At 30.1% G+C, this 12,829-nt stretch carries 13 protein-coding genes and 2 pseudogenes; 10 read left to right on the top strand and 5 right to left on the bottom strand.

Annotated features, from left to right (window positions below; genetic code table 11):
• The 4 genes from Q0K54_RS12200 to Q0K54_RS12215 form a co-directional block, all read left to right on the top strand.
• Positions 1-122: PTS system mannose/fructose/sorbose family transporter subunit IID (locus Q0K54_RS12200; RefSeq protein WP_294577891.1), on the top strand; the 122-nt coding region annotated here is incomplete at its 5' end.
• Between the two features lie 18 nt (positions 123-140).
• Positions 141-407 (top strand): hypothetical protein, encoded by a 267-nt coding sequence (locus Q0K54_RS12205; RefSeq protein ID WP_294581618.1) that lies wholly within the window; start codon positions 141-143, stop codon positions 405-407.
• Positions 408-464: 57 nt separating this feature from the next.
• Complete coding sequence (locus Q0K54_RS12210) at positions 465-1,268, top strand: HAD family hydrolase (RefSeq protein WP_294581619.1); 804 nt, start codon at positions 465-467, stop codon at positions 1,266-1,268.
• A 17-nt stretch (positions 1,269-1,285) separates the two neighbouring features.
• Entirely contained in the window at positions 1,286-3,001 is a 1,716-nt protein-coding gene (locus tag Q0K54_RS12215; RefSeq protein ID WP_294581620.1) for a class I mannose-6-phosphate isomerase, read from the top strand.
• A gap of 15 nt (positions 3,002-3,016) precedes the next feature.
• Here Q0K54_RS12215 and Q0K54_RS12220 read toward each other — a convergent pair whose 3' ends face one another.
• The 3 genes and pseudogenes from Q0K54_RS12220 to Q0K54_RS12230 form a co-directional block, all read right to left on the bottom strand.
• Entirely contained in the window at positions 3,017-3,454 is a 438-nt protein-coding gene (locus Q0K54_RS12220) for a hypothetical protein (RefSeq protein ID WP_294581621.1), read from the bottom strand.
• A 49-nt stretch (positions 3,455-3,503) separates the two neighbouring features.
• Positions 3,504-4,213 (bottom strand): annotated as a pseudogene (locus Q0K54_RS12225) (ABC transporter ATP-binding protein).
• Complete coding sequence (locus tag Q0K54_RS12230) at positions 4,206-5,234, bottom strand: ABC transporter permease (RefSeq protein ID WP_294581623.1); 1,029 nt, start codon at positions 5,232-5,234, stop codon at positions 4,206-4,208. The pseudogene Q0K54_RS12225 and the gene Q0K54_RS12230 overlap by 8 nt, the downstream one beginning before the upstream one ends.
• 149 nt (positions 5,235-5,383) lie before the next feature.
• On the opposite strand from Q0K54_RS12230, the gene Q0K54_RS12235 reads away from it, so the two are divergent.
• The 4 genes and pseudogenes from Q0K54_RS12235 to Q0K54_RS12250 all read left to right on the top strand — a co-directional run bounded on the left by Q0K54_RS12235 (position 5,384) and on the right by Q0K54_RS12250 (position 9,419).
• The gene (locus Q0K54_RS12235) at positions 5,384-6,367 is read left to right on the top strand and encodes a MerR family transcriptional regulator (protein ID WP_294581625.1); all 984 of its coding nucleotides are present in this window, start codon (positions 5,384-5,386) and stop codon (positions 6,365-6,367) included.
• Positions 6,368-6,659: 292 nt separating this feature from the next.
• Positions 6,660-7,367, top strand: a complete 708-nt coding sequence (locus Q0K54_RS12240) for an SDR family oxidoreductase (protein WP_294581627.1) — start codon at positions 6,660-6,662, stop codon at positions 7,365-7,367.
• A 169-nt stretch (positions 7,368-7,536) separates the two neighbouring features.
• Positions 7,537-8,258 (top strand): annotated as a pseudogene (locus Q0K54_RS12245) (sulfite exporter TauE/SafE family protein).
• Positions 8,259-8,267: 9 nt separating this feature from the next.
• Positions 8,268-9,419: an MFS transporter gene (locus tag Q0K54_RS12250; protein WP_294581629.1), complete on the top strand. Its 1,152-nt coding sequence runs from the start codon at positions 8,268-8,270 to the stop codon at positions 9,417-9,419.
• A gap of 39 nt (positions 9,420-9,458) precedes the next feature.
• Here Q0K54_RS12250 and Q0K54_RS12255 read toward each other — a convergent pair whose 3' ends face one another.
• Positions 9,459-9,686 (bottom strand): hypothetical protein, encoded by a 228-nt coding sequence (locus tag Q0K54_RS12255; protein WP_294581630.1) that lies wholly within the window; start codon positions 9,684-9,686, stop codon positions 9,459-9,461.
• 20 nt (positions 9,687-9,706) lie between these two features.
• Positions 9,707-10,348, bottom strand: a complete 642-nt coding sequence (locus Q0K54_RS12260; protein WP_294581631.1) for a MurR/RpiR family transcriptional regulator — start codon at positions 10,346-10,348, stop codon at positions 9,707-9,709.
• Between the two features lie 166 nt (positions 10,349-10,514).
• Between Q0K54_RS12260 and Q0K54_RS12265 the strand changes: the two genes are divergently transcribed.
• Entirely contained in the window at positions 10,515-11,684 is a 1,170-nt protein-coding gene (locus Q0K54_RS12265) for an iron-containing alcohol dehydrogenase (RefSeq protein WP_294581635.1), read from the top strand.
• A 5-nt stretch (positions 11,685-11,689) separates the two neighbouring features.
• Positions 11,690-12,793 (top strand): aldo/keto reductase, encoded by a 1,104-nt coding sequence (locus tag Q0K54_RS12270; protein ID WP_294581637.1) that lies wholly within the window; start codon positions 11,690-11,692, stop codon positions 12,791-12,793.
• Positions 12,794-12,829 lie beyond the last annotated feature (36 nt).

A 12,829-nucleotide genomic window follows, 5' to 3' on the forward strand; every position in this document is an offset into this window, starting at 1 on the left:
TGTTATGCTGGTACTTATTGGCGAAAAAGAAGATGTCACCGATCAAAGTAATGTTACTGTTAGTAGTGATTGCCTTTGTAGGAGTATTAGTCGGATTCTTTAATCCAGGTTTACAATATTAAAAAAGGAGCAGAAGTTATATGGAGGCCAAAATTAAAAATGCTTATCTTGAAGAGATAAAATATCAAAGTCGAATGTTGAATAATTTAAAAAGATGGATGCGAAACTTAATTATTTTATCATCAATTTCCTTAGTTCTTGTTCTATTTGGTTCATCCATTCATCCTTTAATTCAGATTATTGGAGTTGTTTTGATGATTATTAGTATTCTAGCTTGCGTTCTAGTAGGATTAGGATACAAAAATGGTCAAAACAATGTATGTAAAATCATTGATAATATTAAATAAGTTAGTGGGTTTTATTCTTAATGAATAAAACCCATTAGAATTTAGGAGAGTTTTAATATGAAACAAATTGTTTTTAGTGATGTTGATGGTACTTTGTTGAATCATCGACATCAAATTACCCCATTAACCCATAAAGCAATTATTGAATTACAAAAGAAAAATATTCCTTTTGTAATAGTTTCTGCTAGAAGTCCATCTGGAATTTATCCCATTCTTGATAAATATCAACTTTGTGCATCGATAATTGCATATAGTGGAGCCTTAATCATGGATAGTAATTTTAAAATAGTAGCTAATCAGGGAATGCCCACCAGTTATGCTTTAAGTATTATTGATTATATTGAAAAAAATAACTTTGATTTGTCTTGGTCAGTTTATAGCTTTGATCAATGGTTAGTAAAAAACTGTCATGATGATAGAATAAAAAATGAGGAAAGGATCGTTGCTGCTAAATCAAAACAAATATCTAAAGAAGAATTAAGAAAATTGCCAGTTGTTCATAAAATACTTTGCATTTGTAATCCGCAATATACAAAAGATATTCAAAATCAATTAAAAGAGCATTTTAAAAATTGTACGATCGTACGATCATCTGATATTTTGATTGAAATCATGGATCATGGAGTTAATAAAGGAAAGGCAGTTAAAAAACTATGTTCACTATGGCAAATTCCTTTGGCTAATGCTATTGCTTTTGGTGATCAATATAATGATTTGGAAATGTTGCAAACAGTAAAATATGGATATGTGATGGAAAATGCGCCATTTGATTTGCAACAACAAATTAAAAGAATCACATTAGATAATGATCATGATGGAATCTATCAGGCCTTATTAAAGTTACAGGTAATTGATAAATAAAGAAGAGGGTATTAAAAATGAATTATGATAAGTATCCAGAAACTAAAATAATTGGATTTGATCATGAAGCTTTTGGAAATTTAAATGCGATGAAACAAGAATTATTAAAAGTTACTCAAGATATTTGTTATTTGACGGTTGATTGCTATCCAGGAGTTGATGACGAAGTTTTTGATTTTATAGTGGCAGTTTTTCAACCAGAAAGAATAATTAAAAGTGAAGATGTTTTTTATGACAAAGAGCAACTAAATGAATTGATGCAGCCTCATTTAACTGATGATCGTGTTAGAGGTGTAATGTTTTATGGAAAGCTTGAGGATTTTATTGATCAATCTAAATTAAAGAAAGTAAAAGATAGGTTACAAAATCATCAAAAGACACTAATATATGGAGTTGGTGCTGGCTTGATTAGTACTGGTGATTGTTATATCTATTGCGATTTGGCTAGATGGGAAATTCAATGTCGTTATCGTGCTGGAATGCCTAATTTTAAAGCCGAGAATTATCATGAAGATTCTTTAAGAAAAATTAAAAGAGGTTTTTTTATTGAATGGCGTATTGCTGATAAACATAAAATGAAGATGTTTGAACAAGTTGATTATTTTATTGACAGTAATCAAAAAGGTCATTTAAAAATGATAACTGGATCAGCTCTACGTCAGGGGTTAAAACAGATAGTGAAACAGCCGTTTCGATTGGTACCTTATTTTGATCCTGGAATCTGGGGAGGGCAATGGATGAAAAAGCATTGCAACTTAGATCCAAACGCTAAAAATTATGCCTGGAGTTTTGATGGTGTACCAGAAGAAAACAGTTTGTATTTGCGATATGGTCAAGTGAAAATTGAAATTCCTGCTATGGATTTAGTGCTTTATCAGCCAATAGAATTATTAGGAATGAAAAATTATTGTCGCTTTGGTGCTGAATTTCCAATTAGATTTGATTTTTTAGATACTGTCGATGGTCAAAACTTAAGTCTACAAGTTCATCCTTTGACCGAGTATATTAAATCTCACTTTGGAATGACTTATACTCAAGATGAAAGCTATTATATTTTAGATGTTCAAGATCATGGTGGCGTATATCTGGGGCTTAAAGAAAATATTGACCCTCAGGCAATGATTAGTGATTTAAAAAATGCCCAGACTGGTAAAAAGACATTTGAGGTAGATCGGTATATTAATTTTTTTCCTGCTAAAAAACATGATCATTTTTTAATTCCGGCTGGAACAGTTCATTGTTCATCATCAGGCTGTATGGTTCTTGAAATCAGCGCTACTCCATATATTTTTACTTTTAAATTATGGGATTGGGATCGTTTAGGATTAGATGGTTTACCACGTCCTATACATATCGATGATGGGAAAAATAATATTCAATGGAGTCGGACTACCAGCTGGGTTCAAGAAAATCTTGTTAATAAAATAGAAATCATCCACCAAGATGATGATTATTTGGAAGAAAAGACAGGATTACATGAATTGGAGTTTATTGAAACAAGAAGATTCACTACGGACAGTAAAACTTATCATCATACCAATGATGGAGTACAGATGCTTAATCTTGTAGCTGGATCTAGCGCGGTTATTGAGAGTCCAACTAATACTTTTAAGCCCTTTGTTGTTCATTATGCAGAAACGTTTATCATTCCTAGTATTGTTAATGAATATACTATCCGCCCCTATCATCAAGGCGAAACAATAAAATTTATCAAAGCTTATGTTCGTAATTGATGATAACATTAAAGATTAAAAATGAGCTAACAAATAGCTCATTTTTAACTGTTTTATTTTAATATATTTATTTAAGACCCTAATTAAAATTGGGGCTGCCAACAAATAAAAGAACAAATTACCAACAGCATGAAAAGTATCAAACAAAATCCCAAAACTATAATAAACGATAAATAAAGATGGACCACCAATCATCAATTTATCAAGTGAAACGACAAAGCCAAAAACATATCCCATAAAAAAGGCAAAGATAGCCATAACAATTATATGTGGTTTACGATTAAAAATTCGGTATAAATCGATTAAACATTGAGTTAATAGACAAATGACGATCCAGGCTAAGATTTGAAAGAAAGTCCAGGTGCCCATACCTAAAAAGATATTTGAAACTAAAGTTGTAACGATTGTTAGTTTGAAGCTAAAGCTTAATCCAAAAACATTACTAAAATACAAAGGGGATATGATGTCCCCTTTTGTATAATAAATTTTTAACTTAATGACATTAGTGCTGTGCTTCTGTTTTGTTCCCGTTGATTTCGACTAATTTTCCTTCTTTGATTTTTAGTTGAACATCCATTTTATCCGCAAATTGTTTGGAATGAGTGACAACGATAATACATTTATTTTTTTGATGAGCTAAATCGATAAATGTTTGAATAATACTATCAGAAGTTTTTTCATCGAGATTTCCAGTAGGCTCATCACAGAGAATTAAATCAACATTTTTAGCCATTGCTCGAGCAATGGCAACGCGCTGTTGCTGACCTCCAGATAGTTTTCTTATATCTCGACAACATTCATCTTTGGTTAGCCCAAGATTTTCTAAGATTGTGAAAATATAATCTTTCTTATTTTTAATTTTCATTTTGGCAATATTTACGGCATTTTCAACATTTTGATAAGCATTCAGATAATGTATTAAATTATATGATTGAAACATGAAACACAATAGAAACATCTTGACGACGATACTGGTTTAACCTAATTTTTTGTAAATCTTGATTTTTATATAAGATATGTCCTTTTTTTTGGTTTATCTAAACCACTGGCTAATACTAATGTAGTAGTTTTCCCGCTACCGCTAGCTCCAACAATGGCATAGGTTTTACCTAATTGAAATTTGCAGCTGGCATCTTGTAAGATAGTGACGCTACTGTTACCATCTTGATAAGAATAACTTACATGATCAAATACTAAAATATCTTCATTCATTGACTATCCCTCTTTTAGTTAATATTTCCCGTGGTGATAATCGTAATATATATCCAGTTGGTAATAAGACAGATATTAAACAAAGAGCACCAGTTATTTGGGCTAATTGGATTATCGTAGTACCAGTAATCGAAACATCGAGTTCTTGATTATTGGTTTTATCGACAGGATTATTCTCTTTTGATCTTTGGCCTGGTTCTTCACTATTATTTTCATCAGGTATTTCCATAACAACCTGATTTTCATTTGATGATACTAGCATAGAACTAATGAAGTTTGATGAAATCTTTCCACTAGCTAGTGAAAGACAAAAGGCCAAAGTGGCTACTATGATAATTTCAATTAACTGTTGCAAACCAATTTTTATTTTTGATTGTCCTAGTGATAATAAAACTCCAAATTCATAGAAACAACCACGCATTGATAAAATCAAAATTAAACAAAGAATTAAACTACCAGCTATTACAACTACCCATAAAAAGATCGTTGCAAATTGGGTAATGTTTTCTAAAGATATTACACTGTTTAGATAACCCATATCATCAGCATTTAATGTAAATGTATCAAAATCGATATAACTGTTAGATTGAGCTAATTCTATGAAGGCATCAATATGTTCAGGATCATCTAAATAGTAGGTCACTGATGAGATAGTTGAATTATCACTATTTAATGTTTGAGCTAAACTTAAATCTACATAAATTTGATTCATTGGGTTTTGAAAATTATTATTCATTCTTCCCATATCATTACTAGAAACAATTTCATAAATTCCAACGATTGCCAGAGTTACGGTTTGATCATTATTAGTAATAGTAAAACTGTCACCAACTAGTAAATCATTATCATTAGCTAAATTAGTTTCAATTACACAATTATTACTATTGGCGTCATTAGATAATAAATGACCTGAGATCAATGAATAATTACTATTTTCAAATGATTCTAAGTATTCCATTGTTGTATTACCACTGATACTAAAGTCTCCTTGACTGGTCATTTCTGGTTGTGATTCACCCATGATTTCTGGCATATTTTGATTATTTATAATTTTTGTCTAAAAGACTTGACCTTATAGTGGCTTAAAGGTTTATGGTATAAGTGAAATCAGGGAAAGGAGATTATTAGAAACGATTTTAAAGTATTAGTTTTAGAAATGGGGGAATAATGATGAAGATCAAAGAAGTAGAAACGATGTTACAATTAAATGCTCAGACAATTAGATATTATGAAAAACTAGGATTTTTAAATCCGAAGCGTGACTTAAATGGTTATCGTAATTATAGTGAAGAGGATATTAAAGTTTTAAAGAAGATTCGTTTTTTAAGAGAGCTGGACATGTCTTTGGAAATGATTGAAAGGATATTAGCTCATGAAGATGAATTCCAGGATGTTTTAGAAATACATTTAAAAACTTTACAGCTAAAAGTGATTAAATTAGAAGAAATTCAAAAGCGCTGCCTTGATTTAAATCGTAAAAATATTCCTTTACTTGATGGAGTAGTTGAAGGAGAGTTTCAGGAAGTAGATAAAATTCACCGTGATGGAATTAAAGAATTAACTAAAAAGATTTCTAATTATTTAAAACCATCATCAGTTATTACCTTAGGTAGAAAAACTACATCTTATCAGCTGTTAAAACAGTTATGTGGCTGTTATTTGGGGTTATCATTTGTATTTTTAGCTTTATTACATTTTTCATTGAGAATGAATATCATCCATCATGTAAATTGGTTATTATGGTTTGTGGTAGATTTTATTTTAGTTGCTTTATTGATAATCATGATGTTTGATGAACGATTTGTTGAATTTAGAAATAATGATTTTGTTGTATTTGAAAGCAAAGGGAAGAAACTAAAAAGTATTAAAGCTATTTTAATGAATACAACTGATCAACTTGCTAAAAAGTATTCTTATCAGCAAATAGATTCTGTTGTAATAAGAGTTGAAGAAAAATTAGGTGGATTAGGTTTTGGGGTTGAAAAATATCATAATATCATTTATCAATTTAAAATGAAAGATGCATCGCTGTTTGAAATTAATAGTTCGATGTTTTTAAAAAGTGATCAAGATCGTAGAGCTGTTTATGAAATTCTAGAATATCATGATGTAAAGATTATTGATCATCAAAATCTAAAGGAATATTTAGAATAATTAAACTTAATTTAACATTGCTTATAAATAATAAGCAATTAACGTTTTAGTTAAAAGAAGTCATATGTGGGTTCTTTTAGTTTTAATAGCTTTTGAATATAATTTAGTTATTTTTTTAAAACTACGATAATATATAAAATGTAATTGAGCTTTAAAAAAGATTGCTGATTTTTCAATAAAATGAAAAATATGGCAATAAAATGAAAATAGCATTTTAATTTTATTATCTAATATTGCTGACAGTTAGCTAAATATATTAACATATAAATATATTTAACAGGAGGACTGGAAAATGGATTTTAAAGACAAAGTAGTTGTTATAACGGGAGGAGCTTTAGGAATTGGTAAATGTATCAAAGAAATGTTTATCAAGGAAGGAGCTCATGTTTGTACGATCGATATTTTAGAAAATGATTATTTTCAAGGCGATATGGGTAATAAAGAAGTATTAGAACAGTTTGCAAGGAAAGTAATCGATGATTATGGTCATGTTGACTATTTGATCAATAATGCTAAACCGATTTTTAAAGGTATTGATGAGTGCAGTTATGAAGAATTTCAATATGCATTAGCTGTTGGAATTACCGCACCATTTTATTTAACTAAATTATTAAAAAATCATTTAAATAAAAGTGCCTGTATTATCAATATGTCATCATCTCGTGATCGAATGAGTCAAAAACAAAGTGAAAGCTATAGTAGTGCTAAAGGTGGTATTTATGCTTTAACACATGCCATGGCTAATTCTTTAGCTGGTATTGCTCGAGTTAATTCTATTTCGCCGGGGTGGATTGATACGAATAATCAAGATTATCAAGGACCTGATGCTACTCAGCATTTAGTTAAACGAGTTGGTAAAGTTGAAGATATAGCCAACATGGTTTTATTTTTGTGCAGTGATAAAGCTGGTTTTATTACTGGTGAAAATATTTGTATTGATGGCGGTATGACTAGACAAATGATTTATCATGGTGATGATGGCTGGAAGTTAGATGAATAAGAGAATATTGTCGATATTCTCTTTTTTTTGGATAAAATGAAATATCGTTTTATTTTTTTGAATTAAATTATTAGTTATTTGTAAATGATAAATTAGTTTTAACTGTTTATATATCTTTATCTAAAATTTTTGTTTAGACTTACTATGACAAATGTTTAGGAGGATTAAGATGATTATAATCGCTATATTGATTAGTACTTTATTGGCTGGATTTATTCAGGGAGTATCTGGCTTTGGGGCTGGAATTGTCTTTATGAGTGTAATTCCCTACTTTTTGAGTGTTATATCTTCAGCTGTAATTTCTAATTTTATGAGTGTGTTTTTGAATTTGTTGATGACCTATCATTATCGTCAAGCAATTAATAAGACAATTATTGTTTTACCGGCGCTTTTTTTTATTATCGGTGGTACTTTGTCACTTTATTTTGTTACGATGATCGATACAGCTTTTTTAAAATTAATTTTAGGTCTTTTTTAACGATACTGGCCATTTATTTTTATTTTTTTAGTCATAGAGTAAAGATTACTAACAATATTTTTACCATGTTTCTTTGTGGCTTTGTTTCTGGAGTATGTGATGGATTATTTGGAATTGGAGGACCATTAATGGTGTTATTTTTCTTGGCCTTGACTAATTCTAAAGATGAATATTTGGGAACTATTTCATTATTCTTTTTAATTGTTTGTAGCTATAATCTAATTTTTAGAATAGTTCACGGAATTTTTACTCTGCAGCTTTTGCCATATGCTTTATTATCGTTAATTGTGGTCTTTGTAGGATTACAACTAGGAAATCGAGTTGTTTGTAAAATTGATGAACAGCGATTAAGAAAAATAACATATATATTAATAGGTTTTTCAGGAATTATTACTTTATTAACAGCGATTTAGGAGGAGATTATGGAAAGAGTTTTGATTCGTTATCAAGAGAGTTATTTAAGCTATTTCTTGATGTATTTATTTAGTTACATTGCTTTAGCTGTTTTTTCTAGTTATATTTCTATTTATTTAATGGATATAGGATATAGTGGCAGTGAAGTGGGATTTGTTGTTTCATGTTCATTTGTGCTGTCGATGATCACGCAACCATTTATTGGAATTTTAAATGATAAATACCATGATCAAATTAATGAGTTATTATTAATAATTGCCGGAATATTAGGAATAGTCTTTATCTATTTACATAATATTTTATTAATTGGTTTAATTTATGGGCTGGTCTTAGCGATTATCAACGGAATTACGCCGATGCTGGAAAAGAAAGCTACCATTTCCAGCCATCCGTATGTTTCTATTAGAATCTGGGCGACAATTGGCTATGCTGTGGGATCTTTGATTGGTGGGTTGATCTATCATCATATTTCCCCTGATGCTATGTATGTTTTATTTACGTTGGCAATTTTTATTAGTGTGCTGGGTATTCATGGAACTCGTGATATTCCTAGTGTAAAAAATAATAGTAAAACCCCAATAACAAAAGTATTTTTAAATAAACAAGTTTTGCTTTATTTTGTAATTGCCTGTTTATTTTATGGAACTACAAATGTCAATACGACATATTTACCAGCGATGTTTCAAAGTGTCGGTATGTCAATGGATTATGTTTCAACGATAATTCTGATCTTGACTTTATTTGAATTGCCAATCATTGCTTTAAGTAAGTATATTAACCGAATTAGTAATAAAACTTTATTAATTATTAATTTTAGTATTATCATTGTTCAGTTTATAGTTTATGCTTTTATTTCTAATCTAGTAATTGTCGTTATAACGGCATTTTTAACTAAAGCGGTAGCGACGATGTTATTTATTATGGTCAATATGAAAATAGTGTCTTATTTAGTCGCTGACCAATATCAAATGACGGCATTGGCTTTAGTTTCGACAGTTAAAAGCTTTTCATCAATTTTATTTCAATTTGTGGCCGGATATTTAGTGGATTTTTATTCATATCAATTCTTATATTTTGTTTTAGCTTTAATAGCGATCTTAGGATTGATTGTAGTTTTATTTTATCGAATTGGAACAAAAGACGAAGTATTATTTCAATGATAAGATGTTTTATTTGACTAAACCAGAATATTTTCTGGTTTAGTCTTTTTTAGCTTTTTCGGTAATTATTTCATTATCAATAACTCGATTAGTTTCAACCTGTTTAGCTACATTAACTTTATAATTTAAATTATCTTGATAATTTAAATTAAATAAACAGCTATATAAAATATCTAAAATCAAATTGATCGATGTCAATGAAGAAAATCCTGCAATTTTAGAAAAAGATTTCTCTCTGGTTGTTATATTTAAAGTAACATCCGCCATTTTAGTAAGACTATTAGACCCTAGACTGGTAATGGCAATAACAGGAACCTGATTTTTTTTAAAAATCTAACCGTTTTTAATAATGTTGGAGTTTCTCCAGAATAAGAAAGACAAATGGCACATTCGTCAGATGTTGCCATAAGCGCGTTTTGAAACATATTATCTTGAATTGGATCAATTTTGGCTTTTTTATTAATTCGGTTTAATTTAAAAACAAATTCTTCACCAGCATAATTTAAATTAGCAATAGCAAAAACATGGACATTTTTAGAATGATTTAATAGCATTACGGCTTTTTGCAGGGAATCATGATGAACTAACGATAGGGTATCATTGATACTTTCTAGATGTAAATTAGAAATTCGGCTGGCAATATTCATAATATTATCTTGACTGGTAAAAGGATAATTGGCATCGATATCTTTAAAATGACGGTTTAAATATTTTGCTTCAGCGACAAAAGCCTCTTTAAATTCATTCCAGCCAGAAAAGCCCAGTTTTTTAGAAATTCTAATTAAAGTAGATGGAGAAGTGTAGGTTTCTGTGGCAATTGATTTAGTGGAATAATCAGCAATTAGTTCGTCTTTATCTAAAATAAAATTGATAATGATGGTTTCACTATTTGAAAAATGAGTAGTTTTCATTTTCTCTTTAAGTAACATGGCTTTCACCTCGGTTTTATTATAGCTAATTTAAATCTTGTTTACAAATAACTCAATTTTTTAAAAATGATTTGTAAAAGATATTTTATAGTTGAAATGAACACTGTTTTTAATAAGTTATCTTGTGCTATTTTATTGGTAGAAAGATGACAAGGAGGAATCGGTGATGTTAAATTTTGTTTATCAAAATCCTACTAAGATTATTTTTGGAAAAGGGGTCATAGATAATTTAGCTGATGAGATCTTAAATTATGGTCGCAAAGTATTAATTGTCTATGGTGGCAAAAGTATTTTTAATAATGGACTTTATCAAAAAATTATTGATCAATTTGATCAAAAGAAAATTGAATATTGTGAATTAGCTAATGTAACTGTTCCATCACTTACATTATTGTATCAGGGAATTGAAATTGCTAAAAAAAATCAAGTTGATGTAATTATTGGGATTGGCGGTGGCTGCTGTATTGATATGGCTAAGTCAATTGCCGTTGGTGCTAGTAATGACGTAGATATTTGGGATGTATTACAGGGAAAGGTTCCTTATCAGATATTAAATTGTCTACCAATCGGAGCAGTAGTAACGATTGCTGGTAGTGGCAGTGAAATGGACGGTAATAGTGAAATTGATAATTTAGAAACGGGTGAACATGGAAGTATTGGTAGTTTTTTAAAAACTTATCCCGCCTTTAGTATCTTAGATCCTGAGTTAACTTATAGTTGTCCATTTACCCTAACAGCTTATCATGGAATGACGATTATTGTTCAAGCCATGGAACAATATCTAGTTGATCGTGAAGCAACTTATATTCAAGATGGTTTTGTCGAAACAATCTGTAAGACTGTTATTAGTTCTTTAAGAACTTTAAAAGAAAATTTGCATGATTATAATGCTCGAGCAAACTTAATGTGGGCGAGTGCAATTACTTGTAATCGAATTTTAGGACGGGGTAAAAATGCTCCATGGTTAGGGGGACCTTTAGGTGGCTTGATTGACGATAAGTTAAAAATCACTTATGCACAAGGAATTACGATTACCTGGCCAAAATTTTTAATTACTTGCTATCAAGATTATGTACAAACATTGAAGTCATTTGCGTTAAATGTTATGGAAATTGATCCGGCCGGTAAGACCTGTGACGAAATAGCTAAAGCTGGGGCACTAGCTTTACAGGATTTTGTTGATGAAATGGGGTTGGCCCATACAGTTAAAGATTTGAACTGTGGCAATCATGAAGTTGTAGAATTTAATGATAAAATTGAAAAATTAGCTAGTCGTCAAATAATTAGTAAAGAAGATATTGAAACAATAGTAAAATTATCAATTAAAGGAGAGTAGAGAAAATGTTATCAAATTCTAAATTAGGTTTTGGTTTAATGCGTTTACCAAAAGATGAAAACGGTACAATTGATATTAATCAAGTAAAGTTCATGGTTGATGCTTATATGAAAGCTGGTTTTAATTATTTTGATACCGCTTATGTTTATGGCGGTAGTGAAGCAGCAATGAAAGCAGCACTGGTTGATCGTTATCCTCGTGATGCTTATACGATTGCCGATAAGCTTCCAGCTTGGAAACTAAATAGTGAAGATGATGTTGCTCGTATTTTTAAGGAATCATTAGAAATTTGTGGTGTTGATTATTTTGATTTTTATTTATTACACAGTATAGAAAAGAAACATTATCCTACTTATGAAAAATATCATTGTTTTGAATTCATTCAAGAGATGAAAAAGCAAGGAAAGATTAAGTATATTGGATTTTCATTCCACGATACTGCTGATTTCTTGGATAAAGTTTTAACTGAGCATCCAGAAATTGATTTTGTTCAGCTACAATTAAATTATTTAGATTGGGAAAATGGTGTAATTCAATCACGTAAAAATTATGAAGTGGTTAGAAAACATCATAAACCAATTGTGGTTATGGAACCAGTTAAGGGTGGAACATTGGCATCATTTCCTGAAGAAATTGAAAAAATTTATCGTGATTATGCCCCAGATAAATCAATTGCTTCTTGGGCTCTTAGATATATTGGCTCAAAAGATGGGGTGATGACAATTCTATCAGGAATGTCAAATGAAGAGCAAATGAATGATAACTTAAAGACAATGTCAGATTTTAAGCCATTATCTAAAGAAGAAGATGATTTGATTCGAAAAGTAGTTGGACAGGTTCTTTCATACCCAACGATTCCATGTACAGCCTGTCGTTATTGTGTTCCAGGTTGTCCAATGAATATTCAAATTCCTGATTTATTTACTGCCTATAATAGCGCAAAAACTTATGGTTCTAATACTCGCTATAATACTTATTATAAAGATCATACTGGTGGCGAATTTAGTTTAGCTAGTGCCTGTATTGAGTGTGGTCAGTGTGAAGGAGTATGTCCACAACATCTAGAAATTATTAATTTATTGAAGGATGTTGCAGCTGGATTTGAATAATAATTTAATGGTAGGATGAATTTCAATTAAAGTTAG

The sequence above is a fragment of the uncultured Thomasclavelia sp. genome (assembly GCF_944324745.1).
Classification (GTDB): Bacteria; Bacillota_I; Bacilli_A; order Erysipelotrichales; family Coprobacillaceae; genus Thomasclavelia.